Source organism: Pseudomonas sp. NFACC14 (assembly GCF_900106885.1).
Lineage (GTDB): Bacteria > Pseudomonadota > Gammaproteobacteria > Pseudomonadales > Pseudomonadaceae > Aquipseudomonas > Aquipseudomonas fluorescens_AA.
Genome location: NZ_FNOA01000018.1, coordinates 20211 through 42970, shown reverse-complemented (window position 1 = coordinate 42970; position 22760 = coordinate 20211). Strand labels below are relative to the sequence as shown.

Annotated in this window: 15 protein-coding genes and 1 pseudogene; 12 read left to right on the top strand and 4 right to left on the bottom strand. The window is 58.7% G+C overall.

The features are described 5' to 3' along the window. The first annotated feature begins 322 nt into the window (after nt 1-322). The 9 genes from BLU85_RS22595 (at nt 323) to BLU85_RS22555 (ending at nt 18420) form a co-directional block, all read left to right on the top strand. Nucleotides 323-2029, top strand: a complete 1707-nt coding sequence (locus BLU85_RS22595; protein WP_092205085.1) for a ShlB/FhaC/HecB family hemolysin secretion/activation protein — start codon at nt 323-325, stop codon at nt 2027-2029. A gap of 24 nt (nt 2030-2053) precedes the next feature. After that, nucleotides 2054-14986, top strand: a complete 12933-nt coding sequence (locus tag BLU85_RS22590; RefSeq protein ID WP_092205084.1) for a two-partner secretion domain-containing protein — start codon at nt 2054-2056, stop codon at nt 14984-14986. Nucleotides 14987-15011: 25 nt separating this feature from the next. Beyond that, nucleotides 15012-15404, top strand: a complete 393-nt coding sequence (locus tag BLU85_RS22585) for a hypothetical protein (RefSeq protein ID WP_025211708.1) — start codon at nt 15012-15014, stop codon at nt 15402-15404. Nucleotides 15405-15596: 192 nt separating this feature from the next. Next, a complete protein-coding gene (locus tag BLU85_RS30775; RefSeq protein ID WP_139208053.1) occupies nt 15597-15992 on the top strand; it encodes a hypothetical protein in 396 nt (131 codons plus the stop codon). Then, nucleotides 15985-16479 (top strand): hypothetical protein, encoded by a 495-nt coding sequence (locus tag BLU85_RS22575; RefSeq protein ID WP_139208052.1) that lies wholly within the window; start codon nt 15985-15987, stop codon nt 16477-16479. Before BLU85_RS30775 ends, BLU85_RS22575 begins: the two co-directional genes overlap by 8 nt. A gap of 368 nt (nt 16480-16847) precedes the next feature. Beyond that, the gene (locus BLU85_RS22570; RefSeq protein WP_092205081.1) at nt 16848-17102 is read left to right on the top strand and encodes a DUF7660 family protein; all 255 of its coding nucleotides are present in this window, start codon (nt 16848-16850) and stop codon (nt 17100-17102) included. Nucleotides 17103-17385: 283 nt separating this feature from the next. After that, complete coding sequence (locus tag BLU85_RS22565) at nt 17386-17940, top strand: hypothetical protein (RefSeq protein ID WP_092205080.1); 555 nt, start codon at nt 17386-17388, stop codon at nt 17938-17940. A 28-nt stretch (nt 17941-17968) separates the two neighbouring features. Continuing rightward, nucleotides 17969-18133 (top strand): type II toxin-antitoxin system RelE/ParE family toxin, encoded by a 165-nt coding sequence (locus BLU85_RS31835; protein ID WP_371914253.1) that lies wholly within the window; start codon nt 17969-17971, stop codon nt 18131-18133. Further along, the gene (locus tag BLU85_RS22555; RefSeq protein WP_092205078.1) at nt 18133-18420 is read left to right on the top strand and encodes a HigA family addiction module antitoxin; all 288 of its coding nucleotides are present in this window, start codon (nt 18133-18135) and stop codon (nt 18418-18420) included. Before BLU85_RS31835 ends, BLU85_RS22555 begins: the two co-directional genes overlap by 1 nt. Nucleotides 18421-18424: 4 nt before the next feature. Here BLU85_RS22555 and BLU85_RS31480 read toward each other — a convergent pair. Together BLU85_RS31480 and BLU85_RS22545 are read right to left on the bottom strand one after the other, a co-directional pair. Continuing rightward, a pseudogene (locus BLU85_RS31480) lies at nt 18425-18590 on the bottom strand (addiction module antidote protein); the annotation flags it as partial. 52 nt (nt 18591-18642) lie between these two features. Continuing rightward, entirely contained in the window at nt 18643-18915 is a 273-nt protein-coding gene (locus tag BLU85_RS22545) for a hypothetical protein (RefSeq protein WP_058544380.1), read from the bottom strand. Between the two features lie 784 nt (nt 18916-19699). Between BLU85_RS22545 and BLU85_RS22540 the strand changes: the two genes are divergently transcribed. Both BLU85_RS22540 and BLU85_RS22535 read left to right on the top strand, forming a co-directional pair. Further along, entirely contained in the window at nt 19700-19978 is a 279-nt protein-coding gene (locus tag BLU85_RS22540) for a BrnT family toxin (RefSeq protein ID WP_092205077.1), read from the top strand. Next, entirely contained in the window at nt 19956-20213 is a 258-nt protein-coding gene (locus BLU85_RS22535; protein ID WP_092205076.1) for a BrnA antitoxin family protein, read from the top strand. The genes BLU85_RS22540 and BLU85_RS22535 overlap by 23 nt, the downstream gene beginning before the upstream one ends. A 201-nt stretch (nt 20214-20414) precedes the next feature. Here BLU85_RS22535 and BLU85_RS22530 read toward each other — a convergent pair whose 3' ends face one another. Continuing rightward, a complete protein-coding gene (locus BLU85_RS22530) occupies nt 20415-21146 on the bottom strand; it encodes a DUF899 domain-containing protein (protein ID WP_092205075.1) in 732 nt (243 codons plus the stop codon). A gap of 187 nt (nt 21147-21333) precedes the next feature. On the opposite strand from BLU85_RS22530, the gene BLU85_RS22525 reads away from it, so the two are divergent. Then, the gene (locus BLU85_RS22525; protein WP_092205074.1) at nt 21334-21726 is read left to right on the top strand and encodes a transcriptional regulator; all 393 of its coding nucleotides are present in this window, start codon (nt 21334-21336) and stop codon (nt 21724-21726) included. Between the two features lie 165 nt (nt 21727-21891). Here the strand turns inward: BLU85_RS22525 and BLU85_RS22520 are convergent, their stop codons facing one another. Beyond that, nucleotides 21892-22758 (bottom strand): DUF6279 family lipoprotein, encoded by an 867-nt coding sequence (locus BLU85_RS22520; RefSeq protein WP_092205073.1) that lies wholly within the window; start codon nt 22756-22758, stop codon nt 21892-21894. Between the last annotated feature and the right edge of the window lie 2 nt (nt 22759-22760).

Here is a 22760-nt window from a genome sequence, read left to right as displayed (position 1 = left end):
GTCAACCCTCTGCCCTGCAGGGTATCCGTGCTTTCCGAGGCGAATGCCTAGCTCTTTCATAAAAGAACCGGACCTTGAGTCCGGTTTTTTATGAAGCCCCGCCGATACAAAAATCACCCCCGGCGAACGCTGCTTGTCCGTTTTGTAGGAGGTTTCCAGGTCTGCCTCGGGACCTTTCGTACCTCCGTACCGGAGCCATCCGATTTCAGATGAATGGTTCCAGCAATAGCCTTAAAGCCCAATTCATTTAGTTGACGTCAAAATGATGGCTCATTAATATCGCGCCACTATTTTGATGTCATTTCCATTCGAGGGATCGAACATGTCCTCACCCGCCTTTTGGGCGAGGTTGTGCGTAGCTTTGCTGTGCCTTTCTCCGCTGACCCTGGCTCACGCCGCCCCTACTCCAGGCGAGACTGACCTGATCCGCGAGCGCCAGAACCGTTTGCTCGAAGAGCAGCGTCGTCGCCTGGAGGAACTCAAGGACCTGCCCGGCCAGGAGGCGAAGCCGGCCCAGCCGAGCGCACCTGTCGATACCCGTTGCTTCCCCATCAAGACCATCGAGCTCAAAGGCGCCAACAGTCTTTCCGCCAGCGAGCGCGAGCATCTGCTCAAGCCCTACATCGGCCAATGCCTGGGTGTGCCGCAGCTTAACGAACTGCTCAAAGTCATCACCGACCACTACATCGAAAAGGGGCTGGTCACCAGCCGTGCCTATCTGCCGCAGCAAGACCTGTCCGGTGGGCATCTGAGCGTGCTGGTGGTGGAAGGGCGACTCGAAGGCCTGAAGGGGGCCGAGAACAGCAAGCTGTCGGACCGTGAATTGGCGATGGCTTTTCCCGGCAAGGCCGGTGACCTGGTCAACCTGCGGGAGATCGAGCAGATGGTGGATCAGCTCAATCGCCTGCCGTCGAACCAGGCCAAAATGGAGCTGACCCCCGGCCAGGAAGTCGGTGGCAGTGAAGTGCGGGTCACCAATGAACCGAAAAAGCCTTGGCGCGCCGGGCTGTCGCGCAGCAACGACGGCCAGCGCAGCACCGGTGAACAGCAGTGGGGCAGCAGCTTCGAGTGGGACAGCCCGCTGGGCCTGGCCGACCAGTTGATGCTGCGCGGCGGTCACGATGGGATGACCGATCACCAGCACACCTCCAACAACGCCATGCTTTATTACAACCTGCCTTGGGGCTGGTGGAACGTCAGCTACACCTACAGCCAGAGCGAATACCGCTCGCAAATCCCGGCCAACGGTTTCAATTTCAAGCAGACGGGCGACAGCCAGAACCATCAGGTGCGGGTCGAGCGGGTGATCCATCGCGATGCGCTGAGCAAGACTTCCCTCAACACCGGTCTTTCGTACCTGCGCACCAACAACTTCATCGAAGACAGCAAGCTTCGCGAGAGCAGCAATCGCATCAGCGAGGCGCAGTTCGGGATCAACCACGGACGGCGAGTCGGCAGTGCTTTCGTCAACCTCGACCTGGGCATGCAGGAGGGCATCGGTGCCCTGGACGCCCAGGGCGATCACGACCCGGGCCCTGGCGTGCCGGATGCGCGCTATCGCAAATACACCGCCACCGCCAGCTACCTGCAGCCTTTCAAGCTGTGGGACGAGTCCTTCAGCTTCAGCAGCCTGATGACCGGTCAGCGCAGCGAGGACGTGCTGTTCAGCCCCCAGCGCATGAGCCTGGGCGGGCAATCATCGATTCGTGGCTACAAGGACCAATCACTGTCCGGCGACAGCGGCGGCTACTGGCGCAACGACCTGCGCTGGAGCCGCCCGGTGGCGGTGGAGTGGCTGCGCCCGGTGTTCGCCGAATACGGCACCAGCCTCGGCTATGACCAGGGCGTGATTCGCGGCGACCGCTACAACGGCGGGCAGCACGGGCGCATGTCGAGCAACTCGGTGGAGTTGTTCGCCCGCGGCGAGCACCTGAGCGCCAGTGTCACCTTCGCCCATTCCCTGGAACGCCCGGATGCCCTGACCGAGCGCGAAGCGCCGATCTACTTCCGCATTGATGCATTTCTCTAAATTTTGCTGCAACGAGACCTGAACATGGACGACCGCCAATACGCCTTCCTGGCCCGCCAACCTTCTGCTGTCCTGAAAAACCGAGAGCGGTTTCTCGGCATGCCCAAGCGCGGCCTGGCGTTCCTGTTGGTCAACGTCATGTTCTGGCAACCGCTGTGGGCCCAGGCCGACGGCATTGTCGTCAGTGCACCGGGCACCGGCCTCAGCCAGGCAGGCAACGGCGTACCCATCGTCAACATCGCCAAACCCAACGGCAGCGGGCTGTCCCACAACCAGTTCAGCGACTATAACGTCGGCAGCAACGGCGTGATCCTCAACAACGCCACCGCCCGCACCCAGTCCACGCAACTGGGCGGGATCATTATCGGCAACCCGAACCTCAACGGCACGGCCGCCACCACCATCCTCAACGAAGTCAACGGCGGCAACCCCAGCCAGTTGCGCGGCTACACCGAAGTGGCCGGGCAATCGGCCCGCGTGATCGTGGCCAACCCCTACGGCATTACCTGCAACGGCTGCGGCTTCATCAATACCCCGAAGGCCACCCTGACCACCGGCAAGCCAATCATCGAGAACGGCCAGGTGAGCCGCTATCAGGTCGACCAGGGCAGTGTCGCGATCGAAGGCGCGGGCCTCAACGCCAACAACGTCGACAGTTTCGAAATCATCACTCGCAGCGCCAGGATCAACGCTGAAATTCAGGCCAAGAACCTGACCATCGTCGCCGGGCGCAACGACGTCAACGCCGACACCTTGAGCGCCACGGCCCGCGCCGACGACGGCAGCGCCAAGCCGCAATTGGCCATCGACTCTTCGGCGTTGGGTGGGATGTATGCAGGCGCCATCAAGCTGGTGGGCACCGAGGCCGGGGTTGGGGTGAAGCTGGACGGCAAGCTGATTGCCAGCGGTGGGGATATTCAGCTCGATGCCAACGGCCACCTGAGCCTGGCGCAGACCTCGGCCACCGGCACGATCAACGTCAAAGCCGCGAGCCTCGATGCCCAAGGTCCGGTCTACGCCGGCACCACGTTGAACGCCCAGGCCCAGGGCAACCTGAGCAACCAGCAGAGTCTTGCGGCGCGGGACAGCGTTACGCTGAATGCGGGCGGGCAATTGACCAACAACGGCATCATCGAGGCCGGGGTCAATGCGGACAACACCCGTAACGCGGCGGGGGATGTGAGCCTGACGGCGCAGAGCCTGAATAACAATGGTCAGAGCGTTGTTGCCAGTCGTAACCTCACAGCCAACGTGGCGCAGACGCTGAGTAACCAGGGCGGAACCCTGAGCGGCGGGCAGACCACTACAGTCAACGCCGCGACTCTGGACAATCAAAGTAAAGGACGGGTGCTCAGCAGCAATACGCTGAACATCACCGCCAACACACTGCTCAATACCCAGGGCACAGTCAGCAGCAATGGCAACCTGACGGCCAATGTCGGGCAGTTGAATAACACCAGTGGCGAATTCACCGGCTTGAACGGCGTTACGTTGCGCGTTGCTTCGCTGGACAACGTAGCGGGTCTGGTCGCGGCGGGGCAGGGGTTGGTTATCAACGCCAGCAGCCAGGTGAACAACCGCAGCGGCCGGATCACTTCAAGCAAGAGCGTGCAGCTCAGCGCTGCGTCGATGGATAACACCGCAGGCCGCTTGCTCAGTGACGGTGCGCTCACCGCCAGCATTTCGGCGCAGTTGCTGAATCAGACGGGGTTGCTGTCCTCGGCCGGACTGCTGACCCTCAACGCGGCGAGCCTGGACAACCGTCAGAGCGGCGTCGTCACCACAAGCCAGGCTGCCAGCCTCACCGTAGGCGCGTTGGATAACCGCGGCGGTGAGCTGTCGAGCCAGGGTGCCCTGGCGCTGACCGGCACCGAGTTGAGCAACGGCAACAGCGGCAAACTGATTGCCTACGGCGACTTGCGCTTGACCCTGGAGCGCCTGACCAACCAGAGCCAAGGATTGATCTCCACCCGAGGCGCCCTGGCCGTCAATGCTGGGCAACTGGACAACCGCCAGGGTTCGCTGTACGCCCGGCAAGGGATGAACCTGGACCTGCGCGGGCAACTGCTCAATGCCCAAGGCAGCCTCAAAAGCGACACCAGCGCCAGCGTCAAAGCCGCCGGTATCACTAACGATGCGGGCCAGTTGACCAGCGTCGGTGCGTTGAACATCGACAGCGCCGCGACCCTGAGCAACCTCGGCGGTAGCGTGATCAGCGGCGACACGCTGGCACTGAAGGCCGGTCAGGTGAACAACACCTCCGGCCGCATCGCCAGTGCCAAAGCCCTGAATGCCAGCGTCACCGGGCTGGAGCAACAGAACGGCCAATTGGTCAGCAACACCAGCCTTTCCCTCGACCTCAACCATGGGCAATTGAACAACCAGGGCGGGCTCATCAGCACCCCCGGCGCGCTGCTGTTGAACAACCTCGCCGCCGTGAACAACCGTGACGGCGAGATCTCCAGCGACAAGGCCTTCAGCCTGAATGCAAACAGCCTGGACAACAGCGCCGGCAAGGTCGTCAGCAAACAGGGCCTCAACCTGACCATTGCCCAGGCGTTGAACAACGCCCAAGGATGGGTCTCGGCCAATGGCCTTGCCGTGCGCGCAGCCAGCCTGGACAACAGCAGCGGCACCTTGAGCAGCGACGCCGACCTGAGCGTGAACGTCGACGCAACGCTGACCAACTTGGAGGGCGAAGTGTCCAGTGCCGGTCTGACCCGGCTCAACGCGATGACCCTGAATAACCGCAACGGTCAGGTGCTGGGCGATAACGCCTTGAATATCAGCTTGGGCGGTGCGCTGGACAACCGCGAGGGCGTGCTCGGTTCGGGCAAGGTCGTGGACATCCAGGCCGCGAGCCTGAACAACGGCAACGCTGGCCAGGTGATCAGCGACGGCAGCCTGAGCGCACGCATCAGCGGCCTGCTGGACAACCAGAGCCAGGGCGAAGTGATCGCCAAGGGCGCACTTGACTTGCAAACCGGTAGCCTCGACAACCGCGGCGGTCGCCTCACCGGGGTCGACCTGCTGACCGTGCGCAGCGATTCGCTCGACAACCGTGGCGGCAACATCCGCGCCGACAAAGCGCTGCAACTGACGGTCGCGCAACTGGACAACCGCAACAACGGGATCGTCACCGGCAAGGCCGGCGTCGGTGTCGAAGTCACGCGGCTGGACAACAGCGGTGGCCTGCTGAGCAGCGTCGGCCCGCTTAGCTTGAAGGCCAATGAGGTGCAAAACGCCCTTGGCCGCATCTCCAGCCAAACCGACCTCGCCGCGCGGATCGATACCCTGCAACAGCAGGGCGGCGCGCTGGTCTCGCAAGGCAACCTGAGCCTGACCGGCAGCGTTCTGGATAACCGCAACGGTGGCTTGGTCGGCACCACAAAAGCGCTGGATTTGCAGGTTGGGCAGGTCGATAACCGGGCGGGCGAACTGTCCGCAGGGCTGGACGTCAAGGTCGGCGGTCAACGGCTGCAGAACAGCGACGGCGGCAAACTGATTGCCGGCAGCGCGCTTGAATTGAAAGTCGCGCAACTGATCAACCAGAACAAGGGCCTGATCCACGCCCAAGGCCGCCTCACGCTCACAGGCAGTACGCTGGACAACAGCGGTGGCGCACTCAGCAGCCTGAATGCTTTGGTGATCACACTCGACAACGCATTGTTGAATAACAAAGGCTTGATCAGCAGTGAAGGTGAACTGACCGTCAACGCCGGCAGCCTCGACAACGCCGCTGGCAGTCTGGGCAGCGCCGGTGCGTTGTCCATCGTCAGCCAGGGCGGGCTGGTCAACCAGGGCGGCTCCATCAGCACCGACGCTGGCCTGAGCCTCAAAAGCGCCAGCCTGGACAATAGCCAGAAAGGCCTGATCTCGAGCAGCGCCGCCACTGAGGTCCGCACTGGCGCTTTCAATAACAGTCAAGGTGGCCGCCTGACCTCGGGCAACACCCTCAAGCTCACCGCCGCTCAGGTGAACAACGCCGCCGGCCGTATCGCCAGCAGCCAGGCCTTGAGCGCATCGGTCACCGGGCTGGATCAACAGCAAGGGGAGTTGTTCAGCAACACCAGCGTCAGCCTGGACATGAACCAGGGCCAGTTGAACAACCAGGGCGGCCTGATCAACGCCCCGGGCCTGTTGCTGCTGAGCAACCTCAAGGACGTCAACAACCAGGGCGGTGAAATTTCCAGTCGGCTAGCGTTCACCCTGGCGGCGCGGAACCTCGATAACAGCGGCGGCAAGCTGCTCAGCAATCAAGGCCTGGTCCTGAGGACAGCCCAAGCCCTGAACAACGCCAACGGGATCATCTCGGCCGCGTCCGTGGACAGCCACAGCGCCAGCCTGGATAACAGCGATGGCCTGGTCAGCAGTCTCGATCAGCTCGATTTGAACGTAGATACCCTGCTCGACAACCAGCGCGGTTCGCTGATCGCCGACGGCGCGCTGGCATTGAACGCTGATCGCCTGGACAACCGTGCCGCCAGCATCGCCGGCAAAGCCGGGCTCAACGCTACCGTCACCGCGCTGGATAACCGTCAAGGCACGCTGGTCAGTACCACGGACCTGACAGTGAAGGCCTCCCGCCTCGACAACCGCCAGGCCGGTTTGATCGGCGCGACAAAAGCGCTGGATATCAACGTTGACGACCTCGACAACCGTGGCGGCGAGCTGAGCGGTAACACCGGCGTCACACTGGTGAGCAAAAACCTCGACAACAGCGACAGCGGCCAAATATTCGCCGGGCAAAGCCTGAAGCTCACCGTGGACAAGCTGCTCAACCGGACCAAAGGCCTGCTCAGTGCCAAGACCCAATTGAGCCTCGACGGCGGTTCCCTGGACAACAGCGGCGGCTATCTGGTCAGCCAGCAGAACCAGCGCATCGACCTCAGTGGCGACCTGATCAACAGCCAGGGTCAAATCAGCAGCGAAGGCGCCCTGGACGTCAGCGCCGCCAACCTGACCAACACCGACGGCAGCCTGTCCAGCGCCGCCAACCTCACCGTTAAAAGCCTGGGCCGCCTCGACAACCAGGGCGGCGAACTGGTGACCGACGGCGCGTTGTCGCTCAGCGGCACGGCCCTGGACAACCGTCAGCAAGGCAGCATCAGCGGCAAGGGCGCGGTCAACGTCACCACCGGCGCGTTCGACAACAGCCAGAACGGACGCCTCAACAGTGGCAGCACGCTGAACCTCAAGGCGGCCCAGGTCACCAACCAGGACGGCGGCCGCATCGGCAGCCAGGGCGCGTTGACTGCCTCGGTTTCCGGCCTGGATCAGCAGGGCGGGCAGTTGTTCAGCAACACCTCGCTGAGCCTGGACTTGAACAACGGCCAGCTCAACAACCAGAACGGCCTGATCAACGCTCCCGGTACGTTGCTGCTGAAAAACCTCCTCGGTGTGAACAACCAGGGCGGTGAAATCTCCAGCGCCCAAGCCTTCACCCTGACGGCACAAAACCTCACCAACGATGGCGGCCGGCTGCTCAGCAACCAGGGCCTGACCCTGCACGTCGCCCAGGCGCTGAGCAACGTCAAAGGCATGATCGGCGCGGCAACCGTCGATGCCCACGCCCAAAGCCTGAACAACAACGGGGGTGTCCTCACCAGCCGCGGCAACCTCGTCCTGGCGATCGATCAGCAACTGGATAACCAGGCCCAAGGTCTCATCAGCGCCGCGCAATTGCTCACGCTCAACAGCGGCGATTTGAACAACCAGGGCGGCAGCGTGTTGGCCAGCGGTGCCTTGCTGCTCAACGCCATGGCGCTCAACAACAGCGCCAACGGCCTGATCAATGCCCAGGGTGACCTCACGCTGACTGCCAACGCGCTGGACTCCAGCGACGGCGGCGAAGTGTCGGCCAAGGGCGATATGAACCTGACCCTCGCGACGCTCACTCAAAACGGCGGACGTCTGTTGGGCGAACAAGCCATGGCGCTGAACCTGGGCGGCCATGACCTGAACAACCGCAATGGCCTGATCACCGCTAAAGGTCCGCTGACCTTCAACGGCCTGCGCAACCTGAACAACCAAGGCGGCGAAATTTCCAGTAGCCAGAGCTTCACGCTCAGCGGCCAGACACTCGATAACAGCGGCGGCAAACTGATCAGCAGCCAAAGCCTGAGCCTAAAGGGCGGTAGCTTGGTCAACCAGAACGGCTTGATCTCTGGATGGCAAGACTTGCAGGTCAGTGGCAGCAGCCTGGACAACCGCAACAACGGCACGCTCTCCAGCCGCAATGGAGACGTGGGCGTCACCCTCAGCGGAATTCTGCTCAACAGCGCTGCCGGTGCCCTGGTCGGCCAGAAAAAACTCACTGTCAGCGCCGCCAACCTGGATAACCGGGGCGGGATTCTGTCCAGCGGTGGCGACCAGACCCTGACCGTCACTGGCGGTTCGCTGAACAACGCCCAAGGCGGCTTGATCGACAGCGGCGCCATTCTGGTCATGAAGGCCATGACCCTGGGCAATGCCGGCGGCACCGTCAATGCACAGCAAGTCCTGAGCTTCACCGGCACCAGCCTGGACAACAGCGGCGGCAACCTGATCGGTAATGCCGCCGTGACCCTGGATTTGCTCGGCGCCCTGACCAACACCAATGGCAAGCTCGCCAGCGCCGGCCCGCTGCGGGTCGCGCGCGCCACGCAGATCAACAACCAGGGCGGCCAGATCGCCAGCCAGGGCCTGCTGACCCTGCTCACCGGCGGCCTGGACAACCGCAATCGCGGCACCGTCGCGGCCAATGATTCGTTGGTCTTGAATACCTCCGGCGTCGTCCAGAACGATGCCGATGGCTTGATCTACAGCCAGAACGGCGGCGTGGAAATCGACGCGGCCAGCCTTACCAACGGCAAGGGTGTGGTGCAAAGCCAAGGAGGGTTGAAACTCACGGTCGATGCGGACATCGATAACCAGAGCGGTCGAATCCAAGCCAAGGCCGGCGATGTGACCGTAGCGGGTCGCCATTTTGATAACCGTGGCGGCGTCCTCGCCAGCCTGCAAGGCCTGCTCACCACCCAACTGACCGGCGTGCTGAAAAACGGCTACGACCTGAACAACAACCGCCAGGGCGGCATCACCCAGGCTCAGCGCCTGAACCTGATCGCACGCGGCGGCCTCGACAACTACGGCGGGCGCATCTCCGCACAGACCGGCGACGCCACCGTCACCACCGGCAATTTCGACAACCGCAACGGCGGCCTCTATGCCAAAGGCAAGATCAACGTCAGCGCCAACGATTTCGACAACAGCGGCGACAACGACGGCCAGATCGCCGGCAGCCAGATCGACCTGGACCTCACCGGCGCGTTGAACAACCGCCTGGGGATTATCGAGAGTGACAGCACCCTGGCGATCAAGGCCGCGAGCCTGGATAACCAGACCGGGCAGTTGCGTGCCTTGGGTGGGAGCGGCACGACCAACTTCCAGATTGGCGGCCTGTTCGATAACCGCAATGGCACGCTGGAAACCGCCAACAATGGCTTGATCCTCAACGCCGCCAACTTCCAGAACCAGGGCGGCAGCCTGTTACACGTGGGCAGCGGCAACTTTGATATCTCCACCGCCAACCTCACCAATGCCGGCGGTAGCCTCGTCACCCGCGGCGGCTTGACGCTGACCGCCGACAGCTGGACCAACAGCAGCGTGATCCAGGCCGGACGCCTGACCGTCAACGTGAACAACCTGACTCAGACCGGGACCGGGCAGTTGCTGGCTTCTACCAGCCTGGTGGGGAACGGGGGGAATTGGAGTAACGATGGGCTGATTGCCAGTGATGGTTCGATCAGTCTGGCGTTGGGGGGGAGCTACGGAGGCAGCGGGCGGATGTCGAGCCTCGGGGGTATCGACCTGACCGCAGCGCAACTGAATTTGGGCGCGGCTTCCAGCATCGCTGGCGGTGGCGACACCACGGTAAACATCAGTGGGCAACTGATCAATGCCGGGCGTCTGACCTCCAGTACAAACCTGACCGTCCAGGCCGGGAACCTCATCAATTCTGGAACCCTGGGTTCGGCCCGGAACCTCGTATTGAAAACCCCTTCGCTGCTCAATGACCGCGGGTTGGTATTCAGCGGTGCGGACATGACGCTGGGCGTGAGCAACTTCACCAACCAGAGCGGCGATCTTTACGGGTTGGGGAATGTTTTGATGGGTGGTTATGGCGGCGCCGCACGAGCCGCCAGCGTGAACAATGTCTCCGGCTCGATGGAGAGCGGCGGCACATTCACGATCAACGCCGATGGGTTCCAGAACCGTACCGAGGGCGCGGTGGCGTCTGGTGGGCGCAAGCTGATTTCGGGGTTTATCGCCAATATATGTAATGACTGCAAAGGGGACTATTACACCTTCACGCTGGCGGCCCGTGAGGTCTTTGAAAGTGTTGACAACGACACCAGTGCCTCGGCGCTGCTAACGGCCGGCAAGGATTTCGTGTTCCAAGGCAGCAGCTTTCTCAACAGTAAAAGTACGGTGAGCGCTGGCGGCAATATCAACATCGTGGCCGACAACGTACAGAACATCGGTGCGCAGAACGGAACCATCGAGCGCACGCGCATGTACCAAGTCGCAGGTATGAGTGACGGCGGTACCGGGCGGTTCTTCGCCAACGTCCTGACCCCTTACAACCAGCGCAATAACCCTGATTTCCCATATGTCTATTACCTTGATCTGGACGGGAATATTCACAAAGCTATCCCCAAATCGACTCGCTACAGGGAAGGGGGGCGAGACGGTGAATCGTTTTCCGTGGTGGCTCTTACAGATGTCGATACAGGGGCCACTGTCAAAACACGTGGAGACTACAACCTCGTACTGCCCGGGCTGAGCTACGGTTTCGAGAACACCACGCAATCCCAGTACGACCCGAACAACCTGCTTCAGATGCCAAACCTGGATCAGTACAACCTTCTAAGTGACATTGAAATCGTCAAAGACAGTTCCGGCGCTGCAAGTACAGTCGGCAGCCGTAACGCCGTCATCCAGGCCGGCGGTAACGTCTCGATCACCGCAACCAAAGACCTGCAGAACAGTGTCATCCATGAGGACTACGCCGCCAGTGGCGGTACCAATAAAGTGGCGAACACCCAGGCAAGCGGAACCGGCACCACCGTCGTAAGGATCAACAATCAGCTGCCACCTGATCGCGCCCAGCAGCAGGTGAACCCGCTGAGCCTTCCTGGCTTCGCCTTGCCCTCCGGGCAAAACGGTCTGTTCCGCTTGAGCGGCCAAGGAGGTTCGGCTCAACAGGCCACCCAGGCCAGCACCGGCTCGCAAAACTGGAGCATGGGCAGCGCCTCGATTAGCACCCGCCAGCGCCAGCAAGACCTGCCTGATGCTCAAGCCCGTGATGTCCAGGTAGGTGCTATCGCGGCGGTGGGCACCAGTGATCGGCAACTGGCCCTGATCGCTCGTCAAGCCAACGACAGCAACGTGAGCGCCAGTACGCTCAACGTCAGCGCGCCCGTTGAAGGCAGCCACTCGCTACCAATGCCAAGTCGCAACGGCGGCGTCGGCGCCGGGACTCAAGTGGCCGCCGTGAATGTCACGGGTACCAACCTGCTCCCTACGGCACAGGTCGTCCCACAGGTGGGCAATGCGGTGGATACGCCAGCCGCCAGCCAGGCGGTCGTGCGCGTTCAAGGTGTACCGGAGACTTCCTTCAAGTCCAATCCGCAGAAGTACCTGATCGAAACCAACCCCGTGCTCACCGACCTCAAGTCGTTCATGAGCTCGGACTACCTGCTGCAAAACCTCGGCTACGACCCGGACCAAAGCGCCAAACGCCTGGGCGATGGCCTCTACGAACAGCGCTTGATCCAACAGGCGGTCGTTGCCCGCACCGGCCAGCGTTTCATCGACGGCCAGACCAGCGACGAAGGCTTGTTCAAATACCTGATGAACAACGCCATCGCCAGCAAGCAGGAGCTCGGCCTGTCGGTGGGCGTGACGCTGACTTCGGAACAAGTCGCCGCGCTGACTCACGACATCGTCTGGCTCGAAGAGCACGAAGTGAATGGTGAAAAAGTTCTGGTGCCGGTGCTGTACCTGGCCCAGGCCGAAGGCCGCCTCAGGCCTACCGGTGCGCTGATCGCCGGTAATGACGTGACGCTGATCGCCGGCCAAAACCTCGATAACGTCGGCACCCTGCGCGCCGCCAACAACCTGTCGGCGACCGCAGGCAGCGACCTGGTCAACAGTGGCTTGATCCAGGCCGGTAATCGTCTGGACCTGTTGGCGGTCAACAACATCGCCAACCAGGCTGGCGGGATCCTCGCCGGGCGTGACGTCAACATCAAGGCGGTGATGGGGGACGTCGTCAACGAGCGTACCGTGACCACCGCAAACTACAGCCGGCGACAGGACTTCATGGACAGCGCCGCCCGTATCGAGGCTGCCAATGATCTGGACATGGGCGCCGGACGCGATATCAAGAGCGTCGGCAGCGTCATGGTCAGTGGGCGTGACACCACGATCGATGCCGGCCGGGACGCGATCATCGTCTCAGCCCAACAGGAAAGTGCCAGCAACAATGGTGTCCGCAAAAGCGCGGTGACGCAGTTCGGCTCCAGCGCCCAAGCAGGTCGTGACCTGATCGTGAACGCTGGCCGGGATCTCAACGTCATCGCCAGCCAACTCGGGGCCGAGCGCAACGTCGCACTGACTGCCGGGGAGAATATGACCATCTCCTCCGCGGCCGACGAAACCCACTCTTATTCCAAAACGAAAAAAGTCACCACCCAGGAAGATCACGTCAAACAGATCGGCAGCGCCATCACCGCCGGCGGTGACGTGACGATGGGGGCCGGAAAAGACATGGCCATCATCTCCAGCCGCATCAGCGCCGGGGACGAGGCTTATCTGGTGGCGGGCGAAAACCTCGACGTATTGGCGGCGCAGGACAGTGACTATTCGCTGTACGACAAGAAGAAAAAAGGCAGTTGGGGGAAAAAGAAGACCAAGCATGACGAGGTGACCAAGGTCACGAACGTGGGGAGTGAAATCACTGCGGGCGGTGATCTGACGTTGGTCAGTGGTGATGACCAGCGGTATCAGGCTGCGAAGTTGAACAGTGGGGGTGACCTGACTGTGCAGAGTGGGGGGGCGATTACCTTTGAGGGTGTGAAGGATCTGGTCCAGGAGACGCATACCAAAAGCAATGGCGATGCGTTCTGGACCTCATCGAAAGGAAAGGGCAACACCGACGAAACCCTGCGCCAGACCCAGATGGTGGCCGCCGGCAGCATCATGATCAAGGCGGTCGATGGGCTTCATATCGATGTTACGCAGGTCAATAAGGAAACGGTCAGCCAATCCATCGATGCGATGGTCAAGGCCGATCCGAAACTGGCCTGGCTGAAAGAAGCCGAAGCACGGGGTGACGTGGATTGGCGGCAAGTGAAGGAGATTCACGAGTCGTTCAAGTACAGCAACTCTGGGTTGGGGCCTGCTTCGCAGTTGATCATAGCGATCATGATGTCCGTGGTCATGGGCCCGGCAGGTCTGGGCGTGGTGAGCGCAGGCGCTGGTGGGGCTTTCGCCACCAGTCTGGCAACTACGGCGGTGACCAGCACCATTAACAACAAGGGCAATCTTGGGGCTGCATTTAAGGAAACGTTTAGTGCGGATAGCCTGAAAGGGGCAGCCATTGCGGGGGTTACTGCGGGCGTACTCAATTACGCGGACGAAAATTGGTTCGCGGCCGCCTCGCAAGGTTCGAAGTCGGCGAACCTGCTGACCAGCAATAACTTCACTGACGTTGCAATACGGACTGGGGGCCGAGCGGTGCTCTCCAGCGGCATCTCGACTGCCATTGGGGGAGGCAGTTTTGGGGACAACCTGAGTGCCGCGCTGATGGGCGAGGCGGGCAGTGTGGCGATGGCCACGGGGTTTAACTGGGTGGGCGATAACATCAAGTTCCCAGATGGCGGATTTCAGAAAATCGTTGCACACGCGATCATGGGGGGCCTGCTGGCTGAAGCCATGGGGAGTGACTTCAAAACGGGGGCGGTCGCCGCTGGTTTGAATGAAGCGCTGATTCCCGGCATGACCAAAATTGCGAATGGAAACCAAGAGCTGCAGGTGATGCTGTCGCAGCTGACCGGTTTATTGGCCGCGGCTGCGGTCGGAGGCGATGTGGGTACCGGTTCGAAGATTGCCGAGAACGCGACTACCTTTAACTACCTGTTCCATGCAGAGCTGCTCGAAAGAGAACAGAAGCTCAACACCTGCGCCTCACCAACGGATTGTCAAGCTGTCAGGGACTACTACAACAACCTCGATGCGACTCGGAACAGAGAGTTCGGCCAGTACTGCCAGCAGAACCCGACGGCTTGTTTGCAAGTGACCAGGCAACTGGCGGATGAGATTCCGGCCAATGAGAAATTGCTGCATGACGGCAGAAGCGCCGGGCTCGATCGCTCGGCAGCACTTTGGGAACTTACTAGAAGTAACGAGCGGGCCATCAACATCGGCATCGTCGAGAAGACGCGCACCGAAAACGGCGATGGGGCTGCCTTCCTGGCGGAGCTTGCGTCGGATGGATTGAATCCGGACCGTGGTTTGTTCGCGTCGACGGCTGGGGGGAAGGGTGGTACAACCGGGGTTAAGGTTGGGGTTGTAGGGAATGATGGTGCGAAGGGTGGGGCAAAGACGCCACAAACCCTAGAGCAGATATCTAATCCTCCTCAGGGGCCTGTAATTCCATCAGGGTGGGTCAGTCGGCCGGGGAAAAACGGAGGGGAAATATATTTTCCACCCGGGACCGATCCTGCTAAAGGGGAGCACATTCGAGTAATGCCCCCAGGTTCATCACCTGTGCCCGGATATGAGAATGGATACTGGCGTTGGCAAAACTCCGGCAAACAACCAATGAACCCCGCGACAGGAAAACCTGGGAAGGGTCAGGGCGACACACATGTTCCTCTTCCCCCCGACACTTTACCGCCGGTTCGGCGTTGAACTTGAGGTTTGACATAGGTGACGTATGTACGCATTGCCCGATGATTTTGATTTTTTGCTATTGTCCGAGTGTTACTTGGAAATGGTTAGTTTTGGGGTGGCAATCACCAAATTGGAATTTGCACGTCCGCAAGTGGCCCCAGGTGTGCCTCCATATAAAGTCTCTTTCTGTATAGAAGGAGGGTTGACGTATGAGGTCGGGGGCACTTTAGGGCGGCGAGAGTTTTCTGATTCGTATACGAGTGCGCCTTTACTGGACTTTTTATTACAAGATGTCGCGTCGGTTAAAGAGTTTGAAGGCGCAGGGTTGAAGATAACATTCCATTCTGGCGACACGATCGTCGTTGAGGCTGATAGTGGTAGTGGGTATGAGGCCTATTCAATTTATTTGGATTCCGGTGATGTTGTAGTGGTTTAGTTTGCAAATAGATCTCCATTCTCCTGTTTTCATCGAGGTAGGATGAAGCGAAAAGAAGCGAAAAGGGGACAGATTTATTTTATGAGGTCAGAGGGGGTGGGTTTGTTGGCTTACTCGGTGTTTTAAAATAAATCTGTCCCCTTTCTCAATACCGGCATAGTAGAGAAGTCCCGCTCTGAAAATGGCGAGGTAGTGGGGCTGCTGACGGGCGTTACTCTGGATGCGTTGTACCCGGATCTGTTCGCATCGACTGCTGGGGGGAAGGGTGGTACAACCGGGGTTAAGGTCGGGGTTGTAGGAAGTGACCGAAAAGATGGAATGCTGGGTGCCCAGGGTGTTCAAACTGCAAGTAAGACAATCTGGAAAGGGGATGGTAAAGAGCGTTTGGATGTTGAGAATCCCAACCCAGGCCAGCGTCCTGGTCAGCTTCATTACCAAGACAATAAAGGGAATAAATATTTGTATGATCCTCAATCTAAGTCGTTTCCTAATGCGCCAAAATCGGTTAATCAGTTGCTGAAGGACTCAAGGTTTTCGCAGGCAATCGATAAAGGCATGACAAAGTATCTGGGGGTGAGTCGTGAATGAAATGAATGAAAAAATGAGTGAGGAGTTGGCGGGGATTAACTTTTCAGGGCGAAAACTTCCTTCGGCTTTGTTTGGTCTTGTGGCTCAGGGGTTCGATGAGAGGGACGGTTGTTTTTTTATTCGTGCCCTTGCTGGTAAACAAACCAATGCCGCCCTAAAGGACTTTCCGGATCGGACTGGGTGGGAGTGCTTTGTAAATTCTCTGCATGTTGATGATTATGTGGCCACGGATTATCTCGCCAATGCATGTCTTCTTGTAATGGCAGTATTTAAGGAGTGGCGGTTTAGAGAGGAAGATGGGATATATCAGGCGATTATCTCAAATGATGAGTACGGCGCAACTGTAAAGTTTCATCTTTTACGCGATGGTGCGTTTTGGCTTGGAAGCCATCTTGATGGGTATGAGGAGGCGATTTTATTACTGGATTCTTGCGGGGGGGAAGAATTTATCGGCTATTATGTTTCGGGGTTTGAAAAAGGGGACTAATGAAAAAGGGGGCAGATTTGAATGGCACTTCCTTAGCGGAAAAAGGGGACAGATTTATTTAGGTCAGGAAAATAAATCTGTCCCCTTTTTCCACTTTTCGGATGGCAAGGTTCTTCAAACAACGATTGACGATTTGAAATCTGGAAAGCTTTCTCCAGCTGATTTGCCAGCCGTACGAGTGTTTGAAAAGGACGGTTTAATTTATAGTTTAGACAATCGTCGAGTTTTAGCCGCGTCAGCGGCCGGCGTACCAATCAAAATAGTTCCCGCTACTGAGGCCGAGATAGCCGCTGAGATTGGTAGGAAAATGACTACGCCAAACAACGGGTCTATAATTTGTGTTCGTGGTATTTGTAAATAGGTGATTTATGGAATTAGATAAAATGATTGAGCGTATGGATACTAGAGAGGAGTTTGCAGATTTTATCTGTAAGCTCAAGGAGGACTTGGAGCTGAATCCCAGTGAGTGGGAGAATCCTACATTAGAAAGATTTTTGGACGCCATGGAAGCTTGGGTTAGAGCAATGAATTATTACGCTAAAAATTCTGGTGATGAGAAAGCTCTTACTCCTAGCTGGCAGACATTTGCGAAGATACTTTTTGCCTCGAAGATCTATGAGTGAAAAAGAGGGGGAAAGGGATAGATTTGAATGGCACTTACTTAACGGCTAACTAGCTGATGCGACTGCGAAAAAATGAAAAAAGGCTGGCCTTGGTCTACAGAAAAAGGGGACAGGTTTGAATGGCACTTCCTTAGCGAATAAGCGCTTGAACTGAAAGCGAAAAATGAAGAGGGGCTGGTCTTGGTCTACGGTGATAGTTGCGAACACACCGATCAAGCAAGGGCACGTGGGGGTAACTAGTTTTGTGTAAACGAGATTTTTTAATTTTTACAAGGATTTATCAATGCGCTATTTCGGCTCGTCTCTCCTCTTGGTCATGACATTGCTTCTGTCAGCCTGCAACACCACCCCTTACGACAAAGCCACTATCTACTACGACCGAATACAGTTCCCCACTCAACTGGTCAAAGATTATCCAGAGCTGACCGGCCCCATTCTTCAGCATGGCCGGTGTTCCGTGATCATCTCAACCCCCGGTTCGAGCACAGGCACCTACTATTTCTGCACTTATGCACTGACCGCCAATGACCTGTATGTGCAGGGATGGGATGCCAAAGCCCTGAAATATGTCGAAATCGCCCACGTGGAGCTATCGGCGCTTAGAAAAGTCGCCCTGCATACCTTCTTTCGTACCAGTCAGCTCCAGTTAACCGAGGATCGGCGTCAGTTGGCGCTGAGCGCGTCTATTGATGAGGGCGGTTATATTGATTCGGCGGCCACGGAGCGCTTGTTCGATGCGATCAAAAACAAAGGAGTGCCCGTGGTGAAAAGCGAAGGCATGATCAACCCCCCAGCTCCGCCTTCGCCGATGATCATTCCGATCGTTATTCCAAAGTAAAAGGGGCGGGGCAGGCTTAGAGCGGGCGATGACCCGATGTCTTGAGGATCAAAAACATGACTATCCACGGCTTTCGACCCCAAAGAAGAAATACGCGGGACGCTGGTCGATCATGGCGAACGGCAACTGGCGCCTGACATTTCAATTTCGCGACGGAAATGCTTATGTCTTGGACTATGAGGATTACCACTGATGAACTTGCACAACCCGCCCCATCCTGGTGAGTTCATTACCGAGATCTATCTGGAGCCGAACAGTATCAGCGGGCGTGAGCTGGCAGAAAAGCTTGGAGTGGCCTCTTCGACCCTGAGCCTCGTCTTGAAGGGGACTAGCCGCGTTTCGCCTGAAATGGCGCTGCGGCTGTCGATAGCGCTTGGCCGCTCGCCGGAAAGTTGGCTGGCCATGCAGGATGCTTACGATCTGTGGGTGGCCCGTCAACATGTTGATTTGCAGCAGGTAGAAAAACTCGCTTTTGCATGATTCATTCGCCGGCCAGTTCGGTCATCCCTTTGGGCGCGTGCGACTATCTCCATCGCTTTGGCGAAATAGCTCGCATTGCCGGTTTTCAGGGCATCGCTTATAAACTCCGCAATGGCCTCGGAAGTACTGAGGTATTCTGCGGGGTCAAATTCTGTAAAAGTCTCAGTCATTTTGTACTCTCCACACGTTTGAAACGGGCGACCCTAAGGTCGCCCGTTTTCATTACTCAGCAGCCTGCGCCCGCAACCGCCTCCCAATCACATCCATCACATCACACCCATCGCGCAACGCTATCGTCAGCATTTTGCAGAAGTCGGAAAGCACCACCGTATCGGAGCTGATATCAGAGCGGAACGCGATGTTCTCCAGCACCTGGGTCACGGTGCGGATGCGGTAGTCGGCGGTTTCGAAAAGGACATCCAGCGGGGCTTCGGTATCGATGAGCAACGTTGCAGGGACGCAGTCGATGCCAGTGATGGGCATATATCGATTCATTTTGAAGATCTCTGTTTGATTGGCTGAAAGCCATCACTCAGTCGTCGCCAAACGATTGGGTGGTGGCTGTGCGCAGGTTGGCGAACCGGTTACAGAGAAAACCGGCAGATCCGAAGATCTCCCGCGCACAGCCGCCGTGGAATATAGCGGCTTTGCGGGTGCGTCGGTACCTGCAATTAGCCGGTAGCTTTCGCATTCTCTGTAATCGAGTCGCCAAACCCGAATCGCCTTTTTAGGCGACGAGGGACTATAGGCTGGCTGGCTCCAGTGCCACAAGACACCGCTTTCCGAGCGTCACGTAGGACGTTTGGCCCGGTATTTGTCGGCTTAACGCAGGCGACTGCTGCGCAGTCGAGCGGGAGCAAGCTCCCTCGCCACGGGGATGGTGCTCGACTTGGTTGGTTTGTGCATCAGCCAGGAAGCAACTGTGGGGACCTTCGTATTTATCGTGGCGACGGCTTCAGTCCTTGCTTCCCTCTTCCTGTCCCCCTGTTCCCTCAGAGATCTGCTTGTCATCCTATCTGTCCGTTTCGAAGGAAGTTTCCGGTTCTGCACGGGATCTTTCATACCTTTATACGGGAGGCGTCTGATTTCAGATGAGCGGCTCCGACAGTACTCTTCGGGATGGAGGCGTCCCGCGCCGAGTGCCGAATGAAGCTCCAGCGCCTGTGTTAATTCCAATTTTCGCCAGTCAGCCGAGGGCTGTGTCACCGAGCTATCCGGGGCTGTGCATTTCTGCCGAGAGGCGTATTGTGTATGTACATAAGTAAAGACATAAAGCCCCATGCTGTTTGAATGGGACGAAGCCAAGAACCGGGCCAATATTCTTAAGCACGGTATCGACTTCAACGACGTGCCGGGCATCTTCCATCATCCGATGCTGGCCGTGCGCGATGACCGAATGGACTACGGCGAAGAGCGCTGGATTGCCGTCGGCTGGATCAAAGAGTTGATTGGCGTAGTCGTGTATACCGAGCGGCGAGGCAATGTGATCCGCATCATTTCCGCCCGAAAAGCCACTAAGCAGGAGGCCATACGTTATGTCGAAAACATCGAAAACTGACTGGGAGCGCTTGGCCAAGTTGAATGACACGGACATCGATACCAGCGATATCCCCGAACTGGATGAGGACTTCTTCCGTCGCGCCGAGCTGCGTGTGCCGGTAAAGCAGGCTGTGACTATTCGCCTCGACGCCGACGTGCTGGAGTGGTTCAAGGGGCAGGGCGCGGGCTATCAGACACGCATCAATCAGCTTCTTCGCCAATACATGCAGGCTCAGCAGGGCCATCGTCGATGAGCAAGTTAATGCTATGAAACGGGCGACTGAGAAGTCGCCCGTTGTCATTAATTCTGTAACCTGCGCCCGCAGCTCTCCCGATTTACATCAAACCTATCGCACAGCGCTGTGGTTAAGGCAACGCAGGCGACTGCTACGCAGTCGAGCGGGAGCAAGCTCCCTCGCCACAGGGATCGCGCTCGACTTGTGCGGGTTGGCGCATCAGCCATGGCAGCAGCTGTGTGGCTTGGCCTCGTCGTATTTATCGTGGTGGCGCACCCAGTCCATGATTTCGTCTTCGTTGCGGCCCTTGGGCGTCAGGTCGAGGTAGTTGTAGGTGCCGACCAGGATGTCGAGGCCGCGGGCGTAGGTGGAGTAGGTGTGGAAGATGTCGCCGGCTTCGTTGCGATAAAAGACGCTCAGGCCGGGGAGTTCGCCTTCGGTGGTGTCGGTTTTTTCGTAGTTGTAGGTGGCTTTTCCACCGGCGGTGTCTTCGGCTTTGAAGCTGACGCCGAAGTCGTAGTTGAAGTCGCAGCCGTTGGACGAGACCCAGTCGAACGCCCAGCCCATGCGACGTTTGAAGGGTTGGAATTCAGCAAACGGGGCGCGGGAGACGGCGACCACGGCCACGTCATGGTGGGCCAGGTGTTGGTTGGCGCCGTCGATGTGGTCGGAGAGGAAGGAGCAGCCCTGGCAGCCTTCTGTCCAGCCGGGGCCGAACATGAAGTGGTAGATGATCAGTTGGCTGCACCCGCCGAACAGGTCGGCCAGGCTCAGTTCGCCGTGGGGGCCTTGGAAGCGGTAGGGTTTGTCGATCTTGACCCAGGGCAGGGCGCGGCGTTCGGCGCTGAGCTTGTCCCGTTCGTGGGTGAAGGCTTTTTCGTGGGCCAGGTGTTGGCGGCGGGCGGCGAGCCATTCTTCTCGCGAGACGACCGGATGATTCTCTACGTTCATGGTGATTTCTCCTGCATGGCAGAGCTGCTGAGTGGGCGCTTCAGCAACTGGTCGTTTGGCCTTCGATGAATTCGACCGGCCGTTGGTCGGCCCAAGGCAGAGACCACCCGGAAACCCGGCTGAACGGCAGCGCAGCACCTCGGTCACAACCTAGGTAGGCATCTCACTCTTCAGAGGATGGACCAGGATGACGACTTATAACTGGGACTTGATCGAAAAGTTGTTGCACGAAGTGCAGAACGGCGCCGGCCACAGCTTTACGCCTCGGCCTTATGCGGAGCAGTACGCGGCAGAGAAAGCAGCTGCAGGCGAGGAGATCGAGAACCTCGATCATCTGAAAGCGGTCGCCGGGGAGTATGAAAAACTGCTGCTGGAGCGCGGCTATATCGAGCCGCGGCCGGAGGAAGAGGGCGGTAATGGCGAGAATTTCGTGCTGACGCCCCGTGGCTCGCGGTTGCTGAGCCTGATCGACAGCAGCATTCCGGGTAATGATCATCCGCGTCAGGTGCTGGATGACCAGGAAGATGCGCTGGATGAGTTTACGTTTGATGATTTGGCTTCGAAGGCGCAGATTGCTTAGGAACCAGGCACAAACCTTGTGGGAGCGAGCTTGCTCGCGATAGCGGTCTGGCATTCAACAGATGTATTGCCTGTTCAATCGCTATCGCGAGCAAGCTCGCTCCCACATTTCCCACATTTCCCACATTTCCCACATTGGAGCTCCAACATTGGATCTTCAGTGGTTTCAAGACCGTGCTGCTTTCAGGCACTTCAAATCAGTGAAATCCTTCTTCACCCCGTCGATTTTCTTCAGCAGTCGCTCGCGCTGGGGCGGGGTGCTTTCGGCCATCAGGTCCACCAGCAGGCTGCGAGCCTGGGCTTCGGTTTTGCTGAAGGCTTCGCGGTAGGCGGGTGTCCAGAGGCTTTCGCGGTTGACCAGCAACTGCTCGATGCGTTTCGGGAAGTCGGGGCTGTGGCGTTGGGCCACGGCTTCGCTGAACTGGTTTTGCCAGTGGGCGCGGTTGGCGATCCATTGCTGGTTCTGATCGCCCAGGGCGGTGGACCAGGCGACTACCCGCTGGCGCTGGGCGTCGTTGAGCGGGCCGAGCCAGTCGTTCAGGCGTTTGACCATGCGCTCGCTGCGTTCCTGGATCTGCTCCTGCAAGGTCGGCTTGAGGTATTGCTGCTGGCGCTTGCGCTGGTCCTTGACGAAGGCCGCGTCCATGTCGGCGACCTGGTCGTCGCTCAAGCCTTGCAGCAATTCGATGGCCGACGGGGTGATCTCCCGGGCGGTTTCGGCTATCGCGGCCTTGGCTTCGCGGGTGCGCTGCTGCAGGGCTTCGTCGGTCACCTGGTTGGTTTGCACCATGGTCTTCAGGCGGTCCAGCCAATCCAGGTAGCCGGGCAATTGCGTGGTGCAGTGCCAGCTCAAGTGCTCCCTGAGGCGTTCGTTGAACCAGTCTTTCTGTTCGCCGTTGATCTCCAGGTAGTCGTTGAGGGTCCAGGGGATGATCAGGTCGAGGTTGCGGTAGGCCAGGCCTACGCGGCTGCAGGCGGTGAGCGTCAGCAGCAGGGCGATGAACAGGGCAGTGCGGGTCAACCAGCGCGACATGA